Consider the following 23,150-nt stretch of genomic DNA (forward strand, 5'->3'; position numbering starts at 1 on the left):
CGCTGCACGAATCTCAAAATATATTCAGTTAAAAATAACACTAATCTCAATTTGTTTAGACACAACGCATAAATCTCAAAATTTATATTACACAATAATACAGCAATCTCATTTTTAGATGAATCCAAGATTCTCTTGTTCTAATCTGTGGCTTCTTCCCGCTCAAACATCCTGTCCACCATATCCACCGCTTCAATCTTCTTGCTGTCGACAATTTTGGCGTAAATCTGCGTTGTGCGCACATCGGCATGACCCATCAGCTTGCAGGTGGTATAAAGGTCGGCTCCAACGGTCATCATCATCGTTCCGAAGGTATGACGGCTTGTGTGGTAGGTGATTTTCTTGTCAATGCCCGCCTTTTCCACCCATTGTTTGAGTATCTTGTTGGTTGTGGGTCGTGATGGCAGTTCTGCAAACACAAGTGTTTCATCATTATTATCAGGCTTTCGTTCAGGCAGCCACTTGACGGCATTTTGCGAGAGCGGCGTATAAATGGGCGTAGATGTCTTCTGCTGCACGGTGGCAATCATATACCTGCCGTCATTGCAAATAATATCTTTCCAGCAAAGAGTTTCCATGTCGCTCAGGCGCAGCCCGCAGTAGCATGAGAACAGGTAGGCTTGCTTGACAGTCTTGTTGCGGCATTCCGTAGCGATAAGAAGTTTCACTTCCTCAATGGTAAGGAACTGGCGTTTCGACTCCGGCTTCTTGACCCGCTCCGAAGCGGACAACAACATGAACGGATTCTCGTCCAGCCACTCTGCCCTGACTGCGGCGTTCAGGGCTATGGAGAGTTGGGAAATGTAAGACACGACAGTTCCCTGTTCAAGCGGTTTACCATGCCTGCCTGTATAAGTGTGCTGGATCCAGTCAATGAAGCCGAGTACCCATTTCTTGTCAATGTCACCCATCCTTGTGCTTTTGCCATATTGGTTGATGATTTTTATGATGCTTCCCAGTTTCTCGACACGCTTGATTCCTTTGCGCTCCTGAATGGCATAGAATTTTTCCAGCCAGTCCGCCAGCGTGAGTTTCTGCCACGCTGATTTGCTCTTGATTCCGGCTTTGGAGTTTGTAATCTCGATGATACGTTGAGACTTGATGGCCTCGACTGCTTCACGGGTGGCGCGGTTCTGCTCCCTGACCCTTGCGTTTACTTCCGGCAAGTGGTACATTTTCAGAAACTCATAACTCCGTTTGCCGTTGACATAGATGTCAAGGTAGTACGATTCAGAGCCGTCAGCAAGTTTCTTGGTGCGCACTCTTACAGGCTCTTTCAGTTTGCTTGATTTCTTGTTTGCTGTCATATCTAAAATGCTTTATCTATCAATGAAACCGCTTCCTCTTTTTTCTTGTCTATGATTTTGGCGTAGATTTGTGTGGGACGTACATCGGCATGTCCCATCATCTTGCTTGCGGTATAAAGGTCAACCCCTGCGGTTATCAGCATCGTGCCATAGGTATGGCGGCTCAGGTGGAAATGAAGATGTTTGCCCAGTCCGGCCTGTTCCGCCCATTTCTGTAAATGCTTCCGTAGGACGCTATGTGACGGAAGCGAGAATACGGAAGACTCCGGTTCTCTGCGCTCAGGAAGCCACGACAATGCTTTGGCAGGAAGCGGAAGCGATATGGGTTTGGAGTTTTTTTGCATTACTACCGATACAAAGTGCCGTCCGCCGTTGACCGATATGTCTTTCCAGCACAAATTCGTAACGTCATCTACACGCAACCCGCAATAGCAGGCAAACAGGAATGCCATGCGTATATTCTCCTTTACATAAGGGGTATTCTCCAGCTTGCGGACTTCATCAAGGGTCAGAAACTCACGTTTGCTCTCCGGTCTCGCTATCTTTTCTTGGAAACTCAACAACTTCCAGGGATTGTTCTTTATATATCCTCTCTGCCATGCCGCAGACAGGATGATGCCGAGAATCCAGAAACAGGAACAGGCTGTGGCTTGGGCAAGCGGCTTTCCCTGCGGAGTGAGAGGCTCGGATTTCAGCCACTCGGCATAATCGGTACAGAATTTCTTGTCCATGTCACAAAGCCTTGCACCGGGATAGAACTTCTCGAACTTGGTACGTGATGCCCTTAAATGCCGATATGAAGGCTGCCCCCGTTGCTTGTATTCCTCCATCAGCAAGTCTATAAAATCGGACAGCGGCATTTTGGATTTGTCTTTGGCCGCTTCCTCCCGCGCCTTGTCATCAACCATGTCTTCGGTCTTGGCGAGAATAATCTCCTCCGCCTGACGGAGTGTCTTCGCGTTCTCACGTTTCGCCTTGACGGATGTTTCCGGCACAAGATACAGTTTAAGGAACTCGTATTCGTGCTTGCCGTCAACAGTACGGTCTATAAAAATGGATTCACGACCGTCCGAGAGTTTTCTTCTACGCAACTTGAACGGACTTTTATCTACTTTTGACTGCTTTCTTCTACCCATTATGCTTCAGTTATTTATATCCTGATGCAAAGATAGAAAATAGCTTTGATATAAGTATCAAAACAAGTAACAAAAATAATTCAAATAAGGGTATAAATGGAGTTTTACAGGAATGTATAAGAAAATGAACTGATTTATATAATAAGCAGATATACAATTAAATACATTCGTATTTTGTAGAAATATTATCCTTTCATTTCTCTTTGATTATATGTATTTATTCTTTTCCCTCTGTTTCCTGTAAAGTTCCACGATCTGCCCCGGCACTGCGTTCTCCTTGAAATGGAGGCCTATGTTCCTGAAGCTGTCCGTGCTATCGTCACACCATGACTGTTGCCATTCCCGCCTGATTCCGGGCAGTTGTTTGAAGATGGCGCGGCAGACGGCAAGGTACTGCATCTCGTTCCCGTCCGCCATCATTTTCGCGAAGCGGCGGTATTCTTCCCTATGGCTGTCCTTCCACTGGAGGATGTCCGCCTTGAACTGTTCGTATGTCTGTTTCTGCCCGTCCATATTCATATTGTATTATTACAGGTTGATATCTAAAGATAAGTGGAAAAGGGAAACTGTCAGTCTAATAGGTTCACCAGTTCCTTCTTCATCTCGTCGTCAATCTTGCGGTACCGTGCGAAGGCCCGGCTCCCTTCTGAATGTCCCGACATGGAGGCTATCAGGTTCGGGTCCTTGACCTGCCTGTACAGGTTGCCGATGAAGGTCTTGCGCGCGGTGTGTGTGGTCGCCACTTCGTATAAGGGTCTTGCCACATCTTCCCTTGTCTTGGGGTCGAGGACTATGACCTTGCGGTCGATGCCCACGTACTTGAGTATCTCCTTTATCTTCTTGTTGTAGCCGAAGTGCGAGAACCGGGGGAGCAGGGCGTTCTCCAGATCCTTGTAGCGTTCCAGTATGTCCCGTGCTTTTTGGTTGAGCGGCACGCGCACTGTATTGGCATGTTCCATCTTCGTCTTCTGCGGGATGTACTCCACGAAGCCGTCCACGATGTTTGCCTTGGTCAGCCTGTTCAGGTCGCTGACACGACACCCTATCAGGCACTGGAACATGAAGATGTCACGATAGACCGGATAGGTTGCCCCCATGCCGCTCAGGTCGGCGTAGTACACCTTGTCCCGCTCTTCGAGCGTCAGGTAGAACGGGTCGCCGTACATCGGCCGGGCAATCTGGTACTGGTCAAAGGGATTGTTCCTTGTCAGCCCGCGCTTGACGCACCACTTGATGACGGTGCGGATGCGGTAGAGGGAGCCCGACATGCTGTTCTCGGAACGCTTCTGTTCGACGTTGCGGCGTACCTCATTCCGGTAGAATACGGGGTACATGTCCACGTACTTGTGTTCCTCCTGCATCCACAACTTGAAGTCCCTGATGTCGTCCGCCGTGACGGTGTCGATGCACAGGTGGAAACCCCTCTGGTGTAGCACTTCGTGGCGGAAACGCTCGTAGCGCAGCACCTTGTTGAGATTGTCGAGATGGTGCTTGCGGCTTTCATCCGCAAGCGGTGTTTCCTCGACGTATTTCCGTATCTGGTACGAGAGCAGGTACTCGTCGGCCTTGTTGCCGCCCCTCGCGTTGATGCCGGGATGGTGGTATTCCTCTATCAACCCCTTGAGCCAGCTGCCGTCCACGCCCCGGTGGTACTCTTTCGTGATGAGATGGGTGATCTGCTGCACGTCCTTGTCGAAGTTCATCTTCTTTTCCTCCGACACCAGGGCCACGCGGGGCTTGTATCCCTGCCGTTCCGGGCTCCAGTGGTTGGGGTTGATGGACAGTTCGCTTGCGGCCTTGATGTCCACGCCGCCGATGTCCCGGACACGGAAATAGACACGTGCCTGGTCGGTGATGTTGTTCTTGGCGGCGGTCTTTCGGATGAATGCGGTCACTTTCATATGTATGTCCTCCTTTCTGTTTAGTCTATCATCTCCACAAGCCTGCGCTTCATGTCATCGTCTATCGTGCGGTAGCGACTGAATGCCCTGCTGCCCTCCACATGTCCCGACATGGAGGCTATCAGGTTTGGGTCGGGCACCTGCTTGTACAGGTTACCCACGAAGGTCTTGCGTGCCGTATGGCTGGTGGCCACCTCGTACAGGGGCTTCTGCACGGTGTTGTAGCCGTGCGTGTCGAGGATGGTCACCGTCCTGTCTATGCCGCAATGCTCCAACAGTTCCCGTATGCCGAGGTTGTAAGTGTGTATCTGCTTGAACGGGAACAGTCTGTCGGCATTGGCATCGTAACGTTCCAGTATCTTCAACGCCTTCTCGTGCAGCGGCACTCTGACGGTTTTCGCCTGGCACCTCTTCGTCTTCTGCGGCATGTATTCCAGGAAGCCGTCCTTGATGTTTGCTCTCGTGAGCCTGTAAAGGTCACCCACTCGGCAGCCGACATAGCAGTGGAACACGAAGATGTCCCGGATGACGGCCAGCTTCGGGCAGTCACTCAGGTCCGCATCGTAGAGGATGTTCCTCTCTTCCGAAGTAAGAAAGAAAGGGTCGCCATAGGTGGGCTCCTTGCAGCCGTAGAGGGCATAGACCTCGTTGTCGGAATACTTCATCTTCTTGCACCAGTGCAGGAAGGTGCAGAACAGGTTCATGATGTTGATGACGGTCGTGCCGGAAAGCGGCCTCGGCCTGTGGTTGATGAGCATACGGGGAGCATAGAAGTCGGGGTACTCCTGCCGCAGCTTGTACTCGTTCACGACATAATCCCTAAAATCGTTCATTTGCTCCAGCGTGACGGTCTCCACGAAGAGGGTGAAGTCCGCCTCGCCCAGTATCTCCCGGCGGTAGTCGTGGTAGCGGGTCATCTTGCGCTCGAAGCGGACGATATGCTCCTTGGTCCTCTCCGCACCGTCAAACTTCTCCAGATACTCATGGACGCGGGCAAGCAGGTTCGGATGGTTGCGCTCGAAGGCGCGGGCAGGGTACAGCACATCCTCGATGACCTGCTTCATCCACCTGCTGTCCGCCTTGTCCGAAAAGGTCTTCTCCGCCCGCTCGATGATGGCGGCGATCTGTTCGGGCAGGCGTTTCTGTTCGGCGGCAGGGACAGCCGTCGTGCGCCTGTAACTGAGACAGTCGGAGTCCCAATACTTGTCCTGCACCTCAAGGGGAGAGACCACCTTTATGTCCACGCTCTTCTCCCTGACCCGGAAGCAGATGTTCGATGTCTCGGGGGAGCATTTTTTCAGATAGACGGAAACTTTCATCGGCATCGCTTTTTGATTCACACCGCAAAGGTAAACAAATTCCCGTATATGTTCCCATATATCCCGAAGAAACCTGCAACGGATTAAGACAAATTAAAAAGTCGTTCCCGAATCTGATACCACATAAAATACAGTATATCAATGATTATATTTGCACTTGTTTAGCTCTTTTTTTCATTTTGGCCTTTATTCGACTTCCCGAATATCATATATTGCAGTTCCACGCTTTCTTTTTTTAAATGCTATCATAGGAGTCAGGGTAGCAAAGGAGGACGACTATTATGGCAAAAATCGAAGAGATAATTAATGCTGTTGACAACAAATTACTCGAGATGGGGAAAGACCATCTTATACTACAACAAGCGAGTAAACTCTTATTAGCATTAGGTATTATAGAAAACTCCAAGGAGTTAAAACAATTACTTGAAAAAGGGGAAATTCCTCATGCCTACAAGACAAATACGTCTCCAAAACAATGGATATTACCGCTTTCTGAAAATGGGAAACACAGAAAGGTCCAATTAGATAAAAAGAAATCAAAAAAAAACTCGAAACCGACAAAAAAGAAGGATAAAGACCAAAACTGTAAATCAGAAGTTTTCCATTGTACGATTTGTGGATATGCCGCTATGATACCCGAACAACTCCGCTCGGACCAATATTTAGTATGCCCTATTTGTAAAACAAGTCACATCAATCCGCTATGGACTTCCAATGAACCGACAAACGATCAACGAGGCCAGAAAATTTATAAAAAAATCTTGTTCTTTTCTATTGCTGTGCTTAGCATAGTGTTGGCCAGTCTTACTGACAATTCATCAGACATTGGCTCCTCTGTGCAAAATAGCAAATTAGACGCATCGGTATATCAAGTGAAGCATTTTTTAAATGATAATTTAAAAGATCCTAGTAGCTATGATCCCTTAGAGTGGTCTGCTGTACAAACAACACCCGATGGACAATACTATGTTCGACATAAATACAGAGCAAGAAATGGATTCGGAGGAATGAATATAGAAAATAAAATATTTTACCTAGACAAAAATGGAAATGTAATAGGATATAAAGACTTTTAAAACGAGCGTATCTGTTCATGAACAAACTATTTCTCAGTAAAGTAACTAAAAAAGCAAAAAGAACATAATAACATGAAATTCAAGACTATCGACAATTTGAAAGCAGCCGGATTCGAGGGATTCATTCCGGTAGCACAACTGAAAAACGACAACTCGGCAATGCCCCAAGTGCCAGGGGTATACATGGTTGTCTATATGGGTAAAGGTATACCCGAATTTCTCTCACATGGCACAGGCGGTTTCTTTAAAGGGGAAGACCCCAATGTACCAATAGCCGAATTGAAATCGAACTGGATAGAAAACACTTGTGTAATCTATATCGGTCAAACTAAAACAACCATTCGCAAGCGAGTGAAAGATTATTTGAAATTTGGCTGTGGTCAAAAAGTAGGACATAAGGGAGGTCGTTACATTTGGCAAATAAAAGAATCAGACCAATTACTGTTCTGTTGGAAACCTACACCTGATAAAGAGCCTGGCATAGTTGAGAAATCACTCATTAACCAATTCAAGGAACAATATGGTGGGCGACGACCGTTCGCCAACCTCAGAGACTAATAACACGCCAATCATTATGAGAATCAAGGTCCAAAACATATTGTGGCCTTGATTTTCATTTTAAACAAATCTTACAAATCAAACATAAATCTATTTTTTCATGCTATCGATCTCCACCCGATTGACCGAATCGCGCCGCACCCGATAGGGCAACAACTCTTTCAACTTGCTCTCCAGCTGCTCGACGGTGAGGTTGCGCGAGTTTACCGACCCGTCGGGGTTGATGACTACAAAGGCGGGAACCGAGGCAAGAGCGTAACGCGACTCCACCACCTCGGGCTCGGCAGCGATACACTGTTGGGCTGGCAGACCCAGAGTCTGCACCCGCTCGCGCCATTGTGCCGCATCGGTATCGAGTGCCACCGACAGGAATGTAGCGCCCCGATAGCCATACTCCTTGTATAATTGCCCCAGCCGCACCATAGCCCGGCAGGCCGGGTCGCTGTCCGACAACCAGAAACCGATGACTACATAGCGGGCATAACCCACATAGCCCGACAGCGAGGTGCTCCGCCCCCACATATCGACCAGAGACACATCGACATAAGGGCTGCCCGGCTCTATCTTGTCGGCATTGCGCAGCCGCTGGGCTATGTCGGTCAGCACCTGCGCACTCTTGTTGCGGCTGCCCAGCTCCGACAAAAGCTGCTCCAACTGAGCTTCGCTGAAACGACTCTGCATCGACTCGAGCAGCCAGAGCGAGGCCGGCGAATTGCGATTCTGACGAATAAACCGATAGGCACGATCGGTCGCCTCGTCGTCGAGACGACCATATTGTCCATACATCGACGACTCGAGCGTGGCCGTCATCTGGCTGTCGGCCACCAGTTCGAGATAACGCTCGTGCAACCGGCCGCGCAACGAGTCGAGCCGATGAACTTCGGCCTTGTACAACTCGAATGCCGCATTTTGTTCGGTACCCGTCACGGTCGAATACAAGGTATCCATCGTGGCCTCCATCGAGCCGTTCTCCAGCACAAACAGCACCGGCACGGCCAGCGAGTCGAGCGAACGGTTGAAACGCAAATAGGCCATGATAGGAACCTCTTGCTCCCCGCGAAACGAAAAGAGGCCGTCGTCGACAATCGCACTGTCGAGATTGACCAGCTCGTCGCCATTGCTATGAGAGAGATAGATAATATTTCCATTGGCGTCGGCATTGTTTACATGCCCGTCGATCACATACGAAGTCTCTACACCGCTCTGGCAACCTGCGCACAGCAACAGCGGCAATATCCAATAATAGGCTCGGTTCATATTCTTCGATTTCTGAAGAACAAAGATAAAGAAGATTTTTGTTCATTCCCTCTCGATTGCCCCACGATCCTCTATTTTTCTACGTTCAAAGCCCGTAGAAAATCGTACAACAGTCCCTCTTCATGGTTGGGCAAACGCACTCATTTGCCCGGATGACTATCTCTCATCGTGATCATCGAGACTATCCCATACCGAATCTTGCTGTTCGAGATACTCTTCATAATAGTAAGCAAAACCCTTTCGTCCCGAGACTCCCATCGTATCGCACCACTCTTGATAATCGGCTTCCAACTGCTTATCGTCCTCCATCATCGACCGAAACATCTCTTCCGCCAAATCCAAAGTGCGATATTGCTTAATAATATCATCAAATATGATTGTAATATCATTACTCATGGCATTCCTATTTATCAAATGAACACATTATTGCATATCTTGGTTTACAAATATAGAAAATCTTTTATAAAAAGTGATTGAAAACTTGTAAAAAAGCGAAAACAAATTAGACCTTTACGCATCATCTTTTCACATTCCGTGTTTCCCATTTGCCTCTGCTCTCACCTTTCGCTATCTTTGAAGAAGACAGGATGCGGCTCGGCCCAGGCAAAGTTGAAAACTGCGTTTTCCATTTGCCTCTGCTCTCACCTTTCGCTATCTTTGGAGAAGATAGGAGACGGCTTGGCATAGTCAAATATTGAAAACCATGTTTTCTATTTGTCTCTGCCCTCACCTTTCACTATCTTTGTATCAAATAAAGAAGACAACATGATTTACAACGAACGTGATACTCGTAAAGAGGCTGTATGCGAAGCTGCCAAGCAGATTATGATGGCGGCCCGCACCGCACCCAAAGGGAAGGGAATAGATATTATCGAGATCGCCACCGTCACCGGCGACGACCTGCTGGCGCTGGCCCACCGAATGAGAGAGGAGAGCGAAAAACGCGACATGAAGTTTTTCCTGCGCGATGCCGGCAACATCGAACAGTCCGACGCCGTTATCCTCATCGGCACCCGCCGCCAGGTACAGGGCCTCAACTGTGCCTATTGCGGCTACAAGACTTGCACCGAGAACCCGCAGGAAAATCCCTGCGCCATCAACTCGATCGACGTGGGCATCGCCATCGGCTCGGCCTGCTCCAAGGCGGCCGACATGCGCATCGACACGCGGGTAATGTTCTCGGCCGGAGCCGCAGCTCAAGAGATGAATCTGTTGCCCGGCTGCCGACAGGTGATTGCGCTGGCACTGAGTGTATCGTCGAAGAGTCCCTACTTCGACCGTAAATCGCAAACCCCGAAAGCATGACCCCCACGACACTCTTCCCGGCCGAGTGGTACCCGCAATCGGGTATCCAGCTCACCTGGCCCCACGAAGCGACCGACTGGGCCTACATGCTCGACGAGGTGACGGCCTGTTACATCGACCTCGCCCGCGAGATTGGCAAACGCGAGCGGCTGTTGATTGTCACACCGCATCCCGAGCAGGTAAAACAACTGTTGCAAGGGGTGGTCGACCCCGAGGCGGTGACCTTCGCCGAGTGCCCCACCAACGACACGTGGGCCCGCGACCACGGCGGCATCACCCTCCTGCGCAACGGCGAGCCCTGCATCTACGACTTCAAGTTCAACGGGTGGGGACTCAAGTTTGCCGCCAACTACGACAACCTCATCACCTCGACGCTCTATCGGCAGCAGCGATTCCAGGCCCGGTACGAAAACCGGCTCAACTTCGTAGTCGAGGGGGGCGCACTCGAAAGCGACGGCGCCGGCACCCTGCTCACCACAAGCGAATGCCTGCTCTCGCCCAACCGCAACGGCGAGTGGTCGAAGGAACGCATCGAAGAGTATCTGAAAGAGACCTTCGGACTGCAACGCGTCTTGTGGCTCGACCACGGTTATCTGGCCGGCGACGACACCGACAGCCACATCGACACCCTGGCCCGGTTCGCCCCCGACGATACCATTGTCTACGTACGGTGTACCGATACCACCGACGAGCACTACGAGGCGCTGCGCCGCATGGAGGAACAACTGCGCACCTTCACCACCCTCGATGGCTCGCCCTACCGGCTGCTGCCCCTGCCCATGGCCGATGCGGTACATGACGAGAATGGCGAGCGGCTGCCTGCCACCTACGCCAACTTCCTCATCATGAACGATGCCGTGCTATACCCCACCTACCGGCAACCGGCCAACGACCGGGCTGCCGCCGAGGTTCTGCAAGCCGCCTTCCCCGGCCGGGAGATGGTGGGTATCGACTGCTCGCCGCTCATCCGGCAACACGGGTCGCTGCACTGCGTTACCATGCAATACCCCGAGAATGTATTACGATAAAATGCTATATAACATGACCGAAAAGAAAATCAAAGTCGGACTCGTCCAACAACATAACAGCGGCGATAGGGCCGACAACATGAACCGGCTGAAACAGCGCATCGAACAGTGTGCCGCCCAGGGGGCCCAACTCGTGGTGCTGCAAGAGCTGCACAACAGCCTCTACTTCTGCCAAACCGAATCGACCGACAACTTCGACCTGGCCGAACCCATACCGGGCCCGTCGACCGAATTCTTCGGCCGCCTGGCCGGCGACCTGCACATCGTGCTGGTCACCTCGCTCTTCGAACGCCGCGCCCCCGGGCTCTATCACAACACGGCCGTCGTCTTCGACACCGACGGCTCCATGGCCGGGAAATACCGCAAGATGCACATCCCCGACGACCCCGCCTATTACGAGAAGTTCTACTTTACCCCCGGCGACCTGGGCTTCAAGCCTATCCAGACCTCGATAGGTACACTGGGCGTGCTGGTGTGCTGGGACCAGTGGTACCCCGAGGCTGCCCGCCTCATGGCCCTGCAGGGAGCCGACCTGCTCATCTACCCCACCGCCATCGGTTGGGAAAGCTCCGATACCCCCGAGGAGCAAAAGCGCCAGCAGGATGCCTGGATTATCTCGCAACGGGGACACGCCGTAGCCAACGGTCTGCCGGTCATCGCCGTCAACCGGGTGGGACACGAGCCCGACCCCTCGCAACAGACCCGGGGCATCCAGTTCTGGGGCCACAGTTTCGTGTGTGGTCCTCAGGGTGAGATATTGGCCGCAGCACCCAGCGACAACGAATGGTGCCAGGTAGTCGAGGTCGACCTCGGCCGCAGCGAGAATGTGCGCCGCTGGTGGCCCTTCCTGCGCGACCGCCGCATCGATGCCTACGACAACATATTACGCCGCTTTATCGACTGATTACACGGGGTGTCGGAGGCTATCCGACACCCCGTTTTACTATGCGGCCCGATGCCCGGCTCATTTTTCTTGCCGGTGCACCGTTATTATTTGATAAAAAAAGAGGATAAATAACCGCAAAACAGCTATTTTTGTAAATCATTATCGCAGGATATATGGATACGAAATTAAATAGCACCGACAAACAACTGAACCTGGACAAGCGCTACATACGCATGGCGCAAATCTGGGCCGAAAACTCCTATTGCCAAAGGCGTAAGGTCGGAGCCTTGATTGTCAAAGACAAGATGATTATCTCCGACGGATACAACGGTACGCCGGCCGGATTTGAAAACTGCTGCGAAGACGAGAGCGGACACACCTTCCCCTTCGTGCTGCATGCCGAGGCCAACGCTATTACCAAAGTGGCCCGCAGCAACAACAGCAGCGACGGAGCCACCCTGTATGTCACCTCATCGCCTTGTATCGAATGTGCCAAACTGATTATTCAGGCAGGCATCAAGCGTGTGGTATTCTCGGAGTATTACCGGCTGCAAGACGGTATCGACCTCTTGCGGAATGCTCATGTCAAGGTCGACTTCATCGACCCGCAAGCCGACGAGCACAAACCGCAGGAGTCGGGACAGTAACCCCACGGAGACAATCGCGCCGCAAGCGATTTGTCAATCGGGAGTCAATACCGCCCGAACCATCGAAAAAGACAGATACCAAGACGAGAGGCTCCAGAGAGAAACTGGGAAAAGCCCGTCGCCCCTGTGAGCAATCTCGCCGATAATATGTTTTTCTTCTATAACAACAGAACGCGTTTAAATTATCCGCATCGATTATGAACAATAACAAAGCCCGCTTCGTCTGGATTCCCCTGCTCGTAGCCGTAGCTATCGTGGGGGGCATCTTAATCGGACGATTCTTCTCCATTCAAAATCCCTTCGGCGGCAGCGCGCAATACGACAAAATCGAAAGCCTGCTGCAATGTATCGAACAACAGTATGTCGATACCGTAAACCGAGACGACCTTATCGAAAACGTCATGCCCAAGATTCTGGGCGAGCTCGACCCCCACTCGGCCTATATTCCGGCCCAAGACCTGGAGAGTGTCAATGAAGAGTTGGAAGGCTCGTTCAGCGGCATCGGCATTCAGTTCAATATCCTCAACGACACCATCAACGTAGTGAGTGTAATCCCGGGCGGTCCCTCCGAAAAGGTGGGCATTCTGGCCGGCGACCGCATCGTCGCCATCAACGACTCGGCCTTCGTGGGCGAAGGCATCAGCAACGAGAGCGTAATAAAAAATCTGAAAGGTCCCAAAGACTCGGTAGTCAAACTCACCATCGTGCGCAAGACGGCCAAGAAGCCCCTCACCTACGAGGTAACCCGGGGCGACATTCCCGTGAACAGCATCGACGTCGCCTTCATGCTCGACGACCAGGCTGGCTACATCAAGGTAAGCAAATTCGGACGCACCACCTACGACGAGTTCATCAATGCCCTCTCCAAGCTGAACAACGAGGGAGCCCGGAGCTTTATCATCGACCTGCGCGGCAACAGCGGTGGTCTGATGGATATTCCCATCAACATGGCCAACGAACTGCTCCCGGCCAACCGGCTGATTGTCTATGCCGAAGGCCGGGCCTTCGAGCGTGAGGATGCCGTCTCGAACGGGACCGGCACCTTCCAGGATGCACCGCTTATCGTCCTCACCGACGAATGGTCGGCCTCGTCGAGCGAAATCTTTGCCGGGGCCATACAAGACAACGACCGAGGTCTGATTGTAGGCCGCCGTACCTTCGGCAAGGGGTTGGTACAACAGCAGATTCCCTTCCGCGACGGCTCGGCCATACGCCTTACGGTAGCCCGCTACTACACCCCTTCGGGCCGCTGCATCCAGAAACAGTACGAGCTGGGCAAGGCCGACGATTACAGCATGGATATTGTCAACCGCTATAAACACGGCGAGTTCTTCAACGCCGACAGCATCAAACAGAACAAAGAACTGGTATACCACACCGTCAACGGACGCGAGGTATACGGTGGAGGCGGCATCATGCCCGACATCTTCGTACCGCGCGATACGACCGGATACACCTCGTACTTCAACAACGTAATCAACGAGGGTACCCTCTACCAGTATGCCTTCGACTTCACCGACAAGAACCGCGACCGCCTGTCGAAAGCCAAAGACCTCGACGACCTGATGCCGATGATCGAGGGCAACAGTCTGCTGAACAGCTTCGTGCAATATGCGGCACAAAAAGGCATACGCCCGCGCCCCGTCTACATCAACATCTCGCGCCGACTCATCATCAACACCTTGCAGGCCTACATTGCCCGCAACATCCTGGGTGAAGAGGCTTTCTACAAACTGCTGCTGCGCGACGACGAGACGCTGCGCAAAGCCCAGGAGGTACTGGCCGACGAGCAGAACTACAACCGGCTGTTGAGCGGGACCTCGACCGCAAGCACGGGCACGAAATAGGAGCGACACGTCATGCACGACAAACACCAGCTCAGGCAAACAATCAAGCAGTTGAAGCGGGCCCTCACTCCTGCCGAGCGGGAGGAGCTCTCGCGACGCATCTGCGCGGCCATAGAGTCGCTGCCCGGCTTCGACCGGGTGAGCCGCCTCATGCTCTATCACGCTCTGCCCGACGAGGTAGACACTCGACCGCTGCTCTCGAGATGGAGCACGGCCAAACAGCTCTATCTGCCCATTGTCGCCGGCGACGACCTGGTGGTGGCCGCCTATGACGAAGGGGCCGTGAAGCAGGGAGCCTTCGGCATCTGGGAGCCGGCCGACGACACGGCCGTAGACCCCTCGCTGCTCGAGTGGATTGTCGTGCCGGGGGTAGCTTTTGACCGCCGCATGAACCGGTTGGGCCGCGGCAAAGGCTACTACGACCGTTTGCTGCAACAGACCCCGGCCCGAAAGATAGGCATCTGCTACGGACTGCAAATGGTCGACGAGATTCCAGCCGAGCCCCACGACATACAGATGGACCTGATTATTACCGAAAACGACATCATCTATAAAAATAACGAACCATGGCACTGATAAACGCCGAAAGTAAACTTTGCGACGTCATCCTGAACGAACCCTCGATTATCCCGGTCATCAACCGATTCGGAATTATCTTAGGTGTCGGCGACAAGAGCATACGCACCGTATGCGAAGAGAAGAAACTCGACTGCGAGTTTTTCGTGACGATTCTCAACACCTTCATCAACGAAGACTACTTCCCCGAGAACCGGCTCAAATCGTTCTGTGCCACCCAGATTGTCGACTACCTCACACAAACCAACGCTTACTACCAACAGTTTCAGATCCCCAATATCGAGCGGCACTTCAACTCGCTCATCTCGCAGAGCGACAGCGACAACAACAACCTCGAGCTGATGAAGCAGTTTTTCGAGGAGCTGAAGAAAGAGCTGCTCTCGCGCATCGAGCGCGACCGCACCAGCTGGTTCCCCGCCATCAGGGCCGCGGCCGAGCAGCTGCAAGGCGAATATTATGGCGAGCACATACGCTACGACCACGACGAGCCCGACTCGCTCGAAGAGAAACTCGACGACCTCAAGAGCCTCTTCGTCATTCATCTGCGGGGCGAGTACGACCTCAACCTGTGCCACGGTGTTATCTTCGCCCTGTACAGCCTCGAGAAAGACATCAAGCAGCACAACCGCATACGCAACCGCATCCTGCGCCCCATTGCCGATGCCATGCTCAAAGCCTGCCACGATAAAGAATAACCCAAGAAACTGCTCATGCGTATCGCCGTCGTCACCCCGCATACCCTGCTGAACTTAGGTCTGAAGCATCTGTTCCAACGATACTTCGACGTGACCCCTGCACTCTACAACCGAGCAGAAGATTTCTTCGACGACACCCCCGAGCAGTTCGATGCCTACCTGCTCTTTGCCGACGCCGTATTGCAATACAGCGACTTTTTCCTGCCCCGCAAGAGCCGCATCATGCTGCTTACGGCTCACGGCGACCAATCGTCCGAATCGTTTGCCCCCACACTCCCCATCGACGAAGAGAAGGAGAGCCTGCTCGAACGCCTCGAACGCTTTGTCGAACAGCTCGGCCGACAAGCCGAAAGCCTGCCCCAAGAGCTTTCGCCTCGCGAGACCGAGGTGTTGAAACTGGTGGCCAAGGGATTTATGAACAAAGAGATTGCCGACCAACTCAACATCAGCATCAACACCGTGCTCAGCCACCGCAAGAACCTCACCGCCAAACTGGGCATCAAAACCGTATCGGGGCTCAGTTTCTACGCCATGATGAACGGCTACATATCGGACATCGACAACAAATAACCGGCTTCCCCGCCCCCCTGTTTCGAATCAAATTTTATCGTTTTTCGATAAAAATATACTGTTTTTCTTGTTTTTCTCAAAAACATTTCTTTCCTTTGTCTTATCAATACAACACAGCTTATATGTTTTACGACAAGCAGACAAAACGGAAAATACAATTACTCAACCTGTTAATTGCATTGCTTATACTCATTCCCATCGTACTCGACTTCTCCAAGGGATTCACGATTGGGTTCAACTCTTCGTTTATCGGATTTGAAAACGGACTGGGAAAATCGTCGTTACAGATAAGCACCATCAAGCCCGACAACCTGCAACTGAGCGAATTCGGCTCGATACCGGGCCTCACGCTATCGACCGGCGGGATCCTCTACATACCCGACTCGATGGTACCGCAAGGGCTGAGAATCTGTGCTGCAATCTTTACTCTGCTCTCACTGGCCTCGTTCATAGCCATGATTGTGATGCTGGTCAAGCTCATCCGTTCGGTAGCGGCCGACGGTTTGATGAACCACAAGAACATCCGGCGCCTGCGACTCCTCTCCTACTACATGATTGCCTTCTACTTCATCAGCTATATCGACCTGTTCATCGCCACCGGATACTACCGTTCGCACCTCGACCTGGGCGGTTACACCCTTTGCTACCCCGAGATGAGCCCGGCAGTCACCATCCCCTTTATCTTGCTGTTGCTGGCCGAGATACTGAACATAGCCCACAAACAACGCGAAGAGTTGGACCTCACCATCTAAATCATTGCCTATGCCGATTATTGTGAACCTTGATGTCATGATGGCGAAACGGAAAATTTCGCTCAACGAACTTTCGGGCAAGATAGAGATTACTCCCGCCAACCTCTCTATACTCAAGACCGGGAAGGCCAAAGCCATACGCTTCTCGACCCTCGAGGCCATCTGCAAGGAGTTGAACTGCCAGCCCGGCGACATACTCGAATATCAGGGAGATAACGAAGAGACAACAAAATAACACAAACACCAATATGTATCATTAAATCAAAACACAATGAATTTACGAATGGTAAAATCGGGATTAGTGCTTGCTTTCCTGGCCGTTGCCCAATGGGTATCGGCACAGCAAGCTCCTCAGATGGAAGCATTGCCCATCGATCCCAACGTGCGCTACGGTGTGCTTGACAACGGTCTCACCTACTATGTATGTCACAACGAAACCCCCAAGAACCGTGCCGAGTTCCACATTGCCCAAAAGGTAGGCTCGATTCTCGAGAACGAAGACCAACGCGGTTTGGCCCACTTCCTCGAGCACATGGCCTTCAACGGTACCGAGCACTTCCCCGGGAAGACGATGCTCAACTACCTCGAGAACAACGGTATCAAATTCGGTGTCGACCTCAATGCTTATACCGGTTTCGACGAAACGGTATACCGCATCTCCAACGTCCCCACGCAGAATCAGAATCTGGTAGACTCGTGTCTGCTCGTGCTCTACGACTGGGCTTGCGCCATCTCGCTCAACGATAAGGATATCGACGAAGAGCGCGGCGTTATCCACGAAGAGTGGCGTACGCGTGCCGATGCCAACTGGCGTACCTGGGAGGCTACGGTACCCGTCATGTTCGAGGGCAGCCAGTATGCCAACCGCATGCCTATCGGGACCATGGAGGTAGTGATGAACTTCCCCTACCAGGCTCTGCGCGACTACTACCACAAATGGTATCGCCCCGACCAACAGGGTATCATCGTAATCGGTGACTTCGACGCCGACAAGATGGAGGCTCAGATCAAAGAGCTCTTCGGCAAAATCAAAATGCCCGAGAACGCTGCCGAGCGCGTATACTATCCCGTACCCGACAACAAAGAGCCCATCTTTGCCTTCCACAAGGACAAAGAGGCCGCCTACACTCGTGTAGACATCTACATGAAACACGATCCCATGCCCCGTGAAATGCGCGGTACCATCAACGGGGCCATCACCGACTACATGAACGGCGTGATTGGCATCATGTTCAACGACCGCATCACCGAGATTACCCAGAAACCCGATGCTCCCTTCATTGCCGGTGCCATCTTCGACGGCGACTTCTTCGTATCGAAGACCAAAAGCGCCTTCACCCTCATTGCCGTGGGTAAAGACAACGGTGCCATCGACGCCATCAAGGGTATCATCCGCGAGGCCGAGCGTATAGACCGCTTCGGGTTCACCGCTTCGGAGTACGACCGGGCACGCGCCACGATGCTCTCGAACTACGAGAACCTCTACAACGAACGTAACAACCGCAAGAATGTCGACTATGCCGAAGAGTATATCCGTCACTTCATCGACGGCGGCTACATCCCCGGCATCGAAATGGAGTATAACCTCATCAAGCAGATGTCGCCCGCTATCACGGTCGATATGGTGAACCAATATGTAAAATCGCTCATCAGCGAAGAGAACATGGTCATCTCGCTTACCGGTCCCGACAAAGAGGGTATTACCTACCCCGACAAAGACCAGGTACTGGCTGCCATCAAAGAGGTAGAGGCCGAAGAGGTTGCCCCCTATGTCGACAAGGTATCGAATGAACCCCTCATCTCGAAAGAGCCCGCTGCCGGCAAAGTGACCAAGAGCGCTGCCGGTAAGAAATTCGGCACGACCGAGTGGACCCTCTCCAACGGTGCCAAAGTGGTGCTCAAACCCACCGACTTCAAGGGCGACGAAATCACCATGCTGGCTGTCAGCAAAGGTGGATATTCGCTCTACAACACCAACGATCCGGCTCTGGCCCGCGACCTGAAATCGCTCAACGAAATCGTTGAACTGGGTGGCCTCGGCCAATTCGGCAAGACCGACCTGATGAAAGCCCTGGCCGGCAAGAAGGTATCGTCGAGCTTCTCGATGGGCGGGGCTCAGGAATCGGTATTCGCTTCGTGTGCCACGAAAGACCTCGAGACGATGATGCAACTCGTATACCTCACCTTCACCGACCTGCACCGCGACGACGAGGCATTTGCCGCCTGGAAAGAGCAATCGAAAGCAGCTCTCGTCAACTATGCCAACACGCCGCAATACATCTTCAGCGATTCGCTTTCGGCTACCCTCTACGACCACAACCCCTTGCGCCGTCAGTTGAAAGCCGAAGACATCGACCAGATCAGCTACGACCGCATTCTCCAAATCGCCAAGGAGCGCCTGGCCAATGCCGCCGACTATACCTTCATCTTCGTAGGTAACTTCGACACCGACTCGCTCAAACCCTATGTAGAGAAATACATCGCTTCGCTCCCGGCCAGCAAGAGCCGCGACAAAGTGGGCAAACTGATCGGAACTCAAAAGGGTATCGTCACGAACCACTACAACCAACCGATGGAAACGGCCAAATCGACCGTCTATGCCATCTACTCGGGCGACGAGAAATACAACCTGCGCAACAACCTTATGCTCAGCATTCTCAACCAGGTAATGGACATTGTATATACCGAGACCATCCGTGAAGAAGAGGGTGGAACCTACGGCGTAGGTACCATGGCCAACTTCTCGTCAATCGACAACGAGTGGTTGTTCCTCTTCGGCTTCGACACCAACCCGCAAGACGAGAAACGTCTCACCGACCGCGCTCATGCCGAGTTGATGAAGGTTGTGAAAGAGGGTCCTCGCGAAAAAGATTTCACCAAGGTGAAAGAGTATATGCTCAAGAAACATGCTCAAAACCTGCGTGAGAACTCCTATTGGAGAGATGTGATTTCTGACTTCGAGTTGGGCTACGGCGACAACGAGAGCAACTACGAAGAGACCCTCAACAGCATCACCATCGACGACATGAAGGCCTTTGCCAAGAAGCTCTTCACCGGCAAAAACCTCATCGAGGTAATTATGACCGGCGTCGTAGAAGAGGAGGCTAAATAAAGACTCTACCGTACGGTAAGGCACATCCTTGCCGACGACACCCATAGCGGGGGCATACACGATGTATGCCCCCGCTTCTGTTTTAAACCGTAGCGCGAGTCACCCCGCACCCGATGCGGGGTCCAGAGAGGGGCCGCAAACGGGAAAGGGCCTTTACCGGGTATTCCTGGATACCGCGTCAAGGCGCGGTATGACGTGGCAGTCACCCCGTACTACGATGCGGGGGCCAGAAAAGTGCCGCTTGTGGGTGTTGCCTTTGCCGGTATTCCCCGCCCGTATTTCCTGGATACCGCGTCAAGGCGCGGTATGACGTGGCAGTCACCCCGCACCCGATGCGGGGTCCAGTGTGTGGGTCACCCCGCACCACGATGCGGGGTCCATTTGCCGGTATTTCTGGATACCGCGTCGTAGCGCGGTATGACGTGGAGCACCGCGTCGCAGCGCAGTATGACCAAGAAAGTGCGAAATGACCGTAGTCACATAAGGCGCAAGTGAGCTGCGAGCACGAAGCAAACACCGCCTTTATCGGGCCGGGAGGAGACTAGCCGACTGAGGAAGAAGGGCGAGGACTGTTTGAGCACAGCAAGTTCCGCAGCCCCCGAGGGCGGTGACAGACTCCGAGCGAGAATGCCCGATAACAGCGGCGGCACTTCTTGGTTCGTTCTTCTTGCTGCTGAGAAGAATGAACATACCGGGTCACCCCGCACAGCGATGCGGGGTCCAGCGAGGGAGTGCGGAATGACGGGACGGCGAGGTCCGGGAAAAGAGCTCGACAACAACGGCGATACCTCTGACTTCGTTCCTCTCGACGATAAAAAAAACGGACATATTCCCTCCAAAAAAGAGCAAAAAACAGGGGCTCGAAACAAAAAAATAGCGATGTTCAACATTTCAAATGTTAAAAATCAGGGCCGAAAAATTTGCTCTATCAACAATTCTTTTGCTCTATCAACAATTTTGGTTAAATTTTAACAGTGCAACGCCTTGGTTGTTAAATCCTTTAACAATCACCATTTGCATATTTCTCCTCCGAATATTATCTTTGAAATACAATCCTTCCCGATAATACCAAATCCTATATAACGACATGTTCAAAAAATTGTTGATGACCCTCGTGCTATGGGCTGTTGTATACCCGCTCGTGGCACAGACACAGGGCGACACCATCTACCACTTTCGGTTCGAGCCGGGGAACGACGGCCTCTATACCGCTTACCGAAACAACGGCACCGAGCTGACCCGTCTGCTCTCGTGCGTAGTACAGAACAAAGAGGCGATACTCGCCGGCACCATCCCCATCCTGGTCGACGGCTACTGCAGCTCACTCCACGACGAAGCGGCCGCCCGGGCCATCGCCCGCATCCGGTCCAACCGGGTGAAGAGCGAACTCATCACTCGCGAGGGGCTCTCCGAAGCCTGCTTCACCACCCGCAACCACACCTCCGGCGGCGACTATGTAACGGTGCGAATCGCCATCCCCGCCCAGCCCTCCGAGAGCGGGCCGGAGCAACAGGCCGAGGCCGAACGGCTGGAGGCTGAACAGCAACGCCTGAAAGCTGAACAACAACGCCTGGAGGCCGAGCAACAGCGGGCCGAAGCTGAAGCACAACGAGCCCGGCTGGAGGCCGAGAAACAACGTCTGGAGGCAGAGAAGCAACGCCTGGAGGCAGAGAAGCAACGCCTGGAGGCCGAACGGCAGCGGGCCGAGGCCGGGCACCCGGAGCACGACTCCTACCACCTCGCCCTGCGGGCCAACCTGCTGCGCTGGGCCACCCTGACACCCGATTTAGGGCTTGAATGGCGCATCTGCCCGTCGTGGGGCCTGATGGTCAACGGCTCGTGGACTTCTTGGACATGGAACGACAAGGACCGCCGCTACGCCCTTTGGGAAGTGGCTCCGGAAGTACGTTACTATATGGGTGAGAAGAAAGCCTGGTATGTGGGCGCGATGTTCAAGGCAGGGCAGTTCAACTACAAGCTCTCCGAAACAGGCAAGCAGGGCGACCTGATGGGTGGCGGCATCACCGGCGGCTATCAGCTGCGGCTGAACAAGGCATTAAACCTTGATTTCAACCTCGGTCTGGGCTACCTGAATGCCGACTATGAGAAATATGAAGTCATTGACGGTGTGCGAGTACGCCGCGGCAACGAGACAAAGGACTGGTGGGGCCCCATCAATGCCGGTGTGACATTGGTATGGAAGTTATTCTAACTCGGAGGAATCGAATATGAAAGCAAGACAATATATAAATATGATGGGAATGGCAGCCGCTGTGCTGCTCTCTTCCTGCGTGAAGGACACGCTTTATGATACGCCGCATCCCGACTACGGGAAGATTGCGGTGACAGCCGACTGGTCGGCCCGTGGTGAGGGCATCGATATACCTGCCACATGGACGGTCAACATGGGCGACTATACGGGTACGGAGACTTCCGCCACCCATGCCCCCGACCATCTGTTTGCTCCGGGCAGCTACACCCTTGCGGTGTGGAATCCGGCTGAAGGAATCACGGTAAGCGGTACCACCGCCACCGTTGCCGCAGCCACGGGAAACCGGGCAGGCACGGATGCCTTTGTGAACAATACTCCGGGATGGTTCTTCACCTATACGGAACAGTTGAGCATCGAGAAAGACAAGGACTATCCGCTGACCGCCGCGATGAAGCAGCAGGTGCGCGAGCTGACGCTTGTCGTCGAGCCGACGGGTGATGCCGCCGGACGCATCACGGAGATTGTTGCCCATCTGACGGGTGCAGCCGGAACACTCGACTTCGCAACCGATACCTACGGAGCCGCTTCGAGCGTCGTACTGCCCTTCACCAAGATAACCGAAGGTGATGATGCCGGCAAGTGGAAAGCCACGGTGCGGCTGCTGGGTGTGACCGGCACGGAACAGCTGCTGACGGGCGAAATCCGCTATGCTGACGGCAACCCGACCCCCACCACGTTGAAAAGCGACCTTACGGAAGCTCTCAAGGAGTTCAACACCGGAAAGGGCGAATCGCTGACCCTCGGCGGAACGCTGGTTGAGACTCCCGAAGGCATGGAAGTGGACGGAGCCGGAATTACCGGCTGGGAAGAAGTGAAAGGTGATGATGTAAATGCCGATTTGTAAATAATTAGCAAACCGAACGCAGAAGCAAAGCTGGCTTTGATTATGCTGAGGTGCAGTAATTA

At 52.8% G+C, this 23,150-nt stretch carries 23 protein-coding genes; 16 read left to right on the plus strand and 7 right to left on the minus strand.

From position 1 onward, the window contains the following. Positions 1-140 precede the first annotated feature (140 nt). The 5 genes from ABGT88_RS09225 to ABGT88_RS09245 form a co-directional block, all read right to left on the minus strand. Positions 141-1,307, minus strand: coding sequence for a site-specific integrase (locus tag ABGT88_RS09225; RefSeq protein ID WP_007850091.1), 1,167 nt, complete (start codon positions 1,305-1,307; stop codon positions 141-143). A gap of 2 nt (positions 1,308-1,309) precedes the next feature. Next, positions 1,310-2,443, minus strand: coding sequence for a site-specific integrase (locus tag ABGT88_RS09230; protein WP_346701689.1), 1,134 nt, complete (start codon positions 2,441-2,443; stop codon positions 1,310-1,312). A 207-nt stretch (positions 2,444-2,650) separates the two neighbouring features. Next, entirely contained in the window at positions 2,651-2,956 is a 306-nt protein-coding gene (locus ABGT88_RS09235; protein WP_346701691.1) for a DUF6043 family protein, read from the minus strand. A gap of 56 nt (positions 2,957-3,012) precedes the next feature. Then, complete coding sequence (locus ABGT88_RS09240; protein ID WP_333847489.1) at positions 3,013-4,344, minus strand: site-specific integrase; 1,332 nt, start codon at positions 4,342-4,344, stop codon at positions 3,013-3,015. Positions 4,345-4,364: 20 nt separating this feature from the next. Continuing rightward, positions 4,365-5,663, minus strand: coding sequence for a site-specific integrase (locus ABGT88_RS09245; protein ID WP_346701693.1), 1,299 nt, complete (start codon positions 5,661-5,663; stop codon positions 4,365-4,367). A 281-nt stretch (positions 5,664-5,944) separates the two neighbouring features. On the opposite strand from ABGT88_RS09245, the gene ABGT88_RS09250 reads away from it, so the two are divergent. Further along, positions 5,945-6,739 (plus strand): hypothetical protein, encoded by a 795-nt coding sequence (locus ABGT88_RS09250; protein ID WP_346701695.1) that lies wholly within the window; start codon positions 5,945-5,947, stop codon positions 6,737-6,739. Positions 6,740-6,811: 72 nt separating this feature from the next. Then, complete coding sequence (locus tag ABGT88_RS09255) at positions 6,812-7,297, plus strand: hypothetical protein (protein ID WP_346701697.1); 486 nt, start codon at positions 6,812-6,814, stop codon at positions 7,295-7,297. A 90-nt stretch (positions 7,298-7,387) separates the two neighbouring features. Here ABGT88_RS09255 and ABGT88_RS09260 read toward each other — a convergent pair whose 3' ends face one another. Both ABGT88_RS09260 and ABGT88_RS09265 read right to left on the minus strand, forming a co-directional pair. Next, positions 7,388-8,554: a TlpA disulfide reductase family protein gene (locus ABGT88_RS09260; RefSeq protein ID WP_346701699.1), complete on the minus strand. Its 1,167-nt coding sequence runs from the start codon at positions 8,552-8,554 to the stop codon at positions 7,388-7,390. A gap of 156 nt (positions 8,555-8,710) precedes the next feature. Beyond that, positions 8,711-8,950, minus strand: coding sequence for a hypothetical protein (locus ABGT88_RS09265; RefSeq protein WP_087407280.1), 240 nt, complete (start codon positions 8,948-8,950; stop codon positions 8,711-8,713). A gap of 369 nt (positions 8,951-9,319) precedes the next feature. On the opposite strand from ABGT88_RS09265, the gene ABGT88_RS09270 reads away from it, so the two are divergent. From ABGT88_RS09270 to ABGT88_RS09335, 14 genes are all read left to right on the plus strand, one after another. Further along, complete coding sequence (locus tag ABGT88_RS09270) at positions 9,320-9,859, plus strand: DUF2148 domain-containing protein (protein WP_346701701.1); 540 nt, start codon at positions 9,320-9,322, stop codon at positions 9,857-9,859. Continuing rightward, a complete protein-coding gene (locus tag ABGT88_RS09275) occupies positions 9,856-10,887 on the plus strand; it encodes an agmatine deiminase family protein (RefSeq protein WP_346701703.1) in 1,032 nt (343 codons plus the stop codon). The genes ABGT88_RS09270 and ABGT88_RS09275 overlap by 4 nt, the downstream gene beginning before the upstream one ends. 13 nt (positions 10,888-10,900) lie before the next feature. Then, positions 10,901-11,791, plus strand: coding sequence for a carbon-nitrogen hydrolase (locus tag ABGT88_RS09280; RefSeq protein WP_258328216.1), 891 nt, complete (start codon positions 10,901-10,903; stop codon positions 11,789-11,791). 155 nt (positions 11,792-11,946) lie between these two features. After that, on the plus strand, positions 11,947-12,420 hold the full coding sequence (locus ABGT88_RS09285) for a dCMP deaminase family protein (protein WP_087407277.1): 474 nt from the start codon (positions 11,947-11,949) through the stop codon (positions 12,418-12,420). 197 nt (positions 12,421-12,617) lie between these two features. After that, positions 12,618-14,267: a S41 family peptidase gene (locus tag ABGT88_RS09290; RefSeq protein WP_087407276.1), complete on the plus strand. Its 1,650-nt coding sequence runs from the start codon at positions 12,618-12,620 to the stop codon at positions 14,265-14,267. 12 nt (positions 14,268-14,279) lie between these two features. Continuing rightward, positions 14,280-14,843: a 5-formyltetrahydrofolate cyclo-ligase gene (locus ABGT88_RS09295; protein WP_346701706.1), complete on the plus strand. Its 564-nt coding sequence runs from the start codon at positions 14,280-14,282 to the stop codon at positions 14,841-14,843. Next, the gene (locus tag ABGT88_RS09300) at positions 14,834-15,538 is read left to right on the plus strand and encodes a helix-turn-helix transcriptional regulator (protein ID WP_298663302.1); all 705 of its coding nucleotides are present in this window, start codon (positions 14,834-14,836) and stop codon (positions 15,536-15,538) included. Before ABGT88_RS09295 ends, ABGT88_RS09300 begins: the two co-directional genes overlap by 10 nt. A 15-nt stretch (positions 15,539-15,553) precedes the next feature. After that, entirely contained in the window at positions 15,554-16,108 is a 555-nt protein-coding gene (locus ABGT88_RS09305; protein ID WP_298663303.1) for a response regulator transcription factor, read from the plus strand. 122 nt (positions 16,109-16,230) lie between these two features. Then, positions 16,231-16,860 carry a DUF2975 domain-containing protein gene (locus tag ABGT88_RS09310; RefSeq protein ID WP_143240863.1) on the plus strand — a complete coding sequence of 210 codons (630 nt, stop codon included), beginning with the start codon at positions 16,231-16,233 and terminating at the stop codon, positions 16,858-16,860. Positions 16,861-16,870: 10 nt separating this feature from the next. Further along, complete coding sequence (locus ABGT88_RS09315; protein ID WP_087407271.1) at positions 16,871-17,095, plus strand: helix-turn-helix transcriptional regulator; 225 nt, start codon at positions 16,871-16,873, stop codon at positions 17,093-17,095. 36 nt (positions 17,096-17,131) lie between these two features. Further along, entirely contained in the window at positions 17,132-19,972 is a 2,841-nt protein-coding gene (locus ABGT88_RS09320) for an insulinase family protein (protein ID WP_346701710.1), read from the plus strand. Positions 19,973-20,599: 627 nt separating this feature from the next. Continuing rightward, positions 20,600-20,944, plus strand: a complete 345-nt coding sequence (locus ABGT88_RS09325) for a hypothetical protein (protein WP_346701712.1) — start codon at positions 20,600-20,602, stop codon at positions 20,942-20,944. Between the two features lie 115 nt (positions 20,945-21,059). Beyond that, a complete protein-coding gene (locus tag ABGT88_RS09330) occupies positions 21,060-22,184 on the plus strand; it encodes a DUF3575 domain-containing protein (protein WP_346701714.1) in 1,125 nt (374 codons plus the stop codon). Between the two features lie 16 nt (positions 22,185-22,200). Next, a complete protein-coding gene (locus tag ABGT88_RS09335) occupies positions 22,201-23,088 on the plus strand; it encodes a FimB/Mfa2 family fimbrial subunit (RefSeq protein ID WP_346701716.1) in 888 nt (295 codons plus the stop codon). The last annotated feature ends 62 nt before the right edge of the window (positions 23,089-23,150 follow it).

The organism is Barnesiella sp. An22 (assembly GCF_963931395.1).
Taxonomy (GTDB): Bacteria; Bacteroidota; Bacteroidia; order Bacteroidales; family Barnesiellaceae; genus Barnesiella; species Barnesiella merdigallinarum.

What these genes read in the sequence shown, in the direction of transcription:
- ABGT88_RS09225 (WP_007850091.1), bottom strand. Translation starts at nt 1,307, where the DNA reads ATGACAGCAAACAAGAAATCAAGCAAACTGAAAGAGCCTGTAAGAGTG.
- ABGT88_RS09230 (WP_346701689.1), bottom strand. Translation starts at nt 2,443, where the DNA reads ATGGGTAGAAGAAAGCAGTCAAAAGTAGATAAAAGTCCGTTCAAGTTG.
- ABGT88_RS09235 (WP_346701691.1), bottom strand. Translation starts at nt 2,956, where the DNA reads ATGGACGGGCAGAAACAGACATACGAACAGTTCAAGGCGGACATCCTC.
- ABGT88_RS09240 (WP_333847489.1), bottom strand. Translation starts at nt 4,344, where the DNA reads ATGAAAGTGACCGCATTCATCCGAAAGACCGCCGCCAAGAACAACATC.
- ABGT88_RS09245 (WP_346701693.1), bottom strand. Translation starts at nt 5,663, where the DNA reads ATGAAAGTTTCCGTCTATCTGAAAAAATGCTCCCCCGAGACATCGAAC.
- ABGT88_RS09250 (WP_346701695.1), top strand. Translation starts at nt 5,945, where the DNA reads ATGGCAAAAATCGAAGAGATAATTAATGCTGTTGACAACAAATTACTC.
- ABGT88_RS09255 (WP_346701697.1), top strand. Translation starts at nt 6,812, where the DNA reads ATGAAATTCAAGACTATCGACAATTTGAAAGCAGCCGGATTCGAGGGA.
- ABGT88_RS09260 (WP_346701699.1), bottom strand. Translation starts at nt 8,554, where the DNA reads ATGAACCGAGCCTATTATTGGATATTGCCGCTGTTGCTGTGCGCAGGT.
- ABGT88_RS09265 (WP_087407280.1), bottom strand. Translation starts at nt 8,950, where the DNA reads ATGAGTAATGATATTACAATCATATTTGATGATATTATTAAGCAATAT.
- ABGT88_RS09270 (WP_346701701.1), top strand. Translation starts at nt 9,320, where the DNA reads ATGATTTACAACGAACGTGATACTCGTAAAGAGGCTGTATGCGAAGCT.
- ABGT88_RS09275 (WP_346701703.1), top strand. Translation starts at nt 9,856, where the DNA reads ATGACCCCCACGACACTCTTCCCGGCCGAGTGGTACCCGCAATCGGGT.
- ABGT88_RS09280 (WP_258328216.1), top strand. Translation starts at nt 10,901, where the DNA reads ATGACCGAAAAGAAAATCAAAGTCGGACTCGTCCAACAACATAACAGC.
- ABGT88_RS09285 (WP_087407277.1), top strand. Translation starts at nt 11,947, where the DNA reads ATGGATACGAAATTAAATAGCACCGACAAACAACTGAACCTGGACAAG.
- ABGT88_RS09290 (WP_087407276.1), top strand. Translation starts at nt 12,618, where the DNA reads ATGAACAATAACAAAGCCCGCTTCGTCTGGATTCCCCTGCTCGTAGCC.
- ABGT88_RS09295 (WP_346701706.1), top strand. Translation starts at nt 14,280, where the DNA reads ATGCACGACAAACACCAGCTCAGGCAAACAATCAAGCAGTTGAAGCGG.
- ABGT88_RS09300 (WP_298663302.1), top strand. Translation starts at nt 14,834, where the DNA reads ATGGCACTGATAAACGCCGAAAGTAAACTTTGCGACGTCATCCTGAAC.
- ABGT88_RS09305 (WP_298663303.1), top strand. Translation starts at nt 15,554, where the DNA reads ATGCGTATCGCCGTCGTCACCCCGCATACCCTGCTGAACTTAGGTCTG.
- ABGT88_RS09310 (WP_143240863.1), top strand. Translation starts at nt 16,231, where the DNA reads ATGTTTTACGACAAGCAGACAAAACGGAAAATACAATTACTCAACCTG.
- ABGT88_RS09315 (WP_087407271.1), top strand. Translation starts at nt 16,871, where the DNA reads ATGCCGATTATTGTGAACCTTGATGTCATGATGGCGAAACGGAAAATT.
- ABGT88_RS09320 (WP_346701710.1), top strand. Translation starts at nt 17,132, where the DNA reads ATGAATTTACGAATGGTAAAATCGGGATTAGTGCTTGCTTTCCTGGCC.
- ABGT88_RS09325 (WP_346701712.1), top strand. Translation starts at nt 20,600, where the DNA reads ATGCCCGATAACAGCGGCGGCACTTCTTGGTTCGTTCTTCTTGCTGCT.
- ABGT88_RS09330 (WP_346701714.1), top strand. Translation starts at nt 21,060, where the DNA reads ATGTTCAAAAAATTGTTGATGACCCTCGTGCTATGGGCTGTTGTATAC.
- ABGT88_RS09335 (WP_346701716.1), top strand. Translation starts at nt 22,201, where the DNA reads ATGAAAGCAAGACAATATATAAATATGATGGGAATGGCAGCCGCTGTG.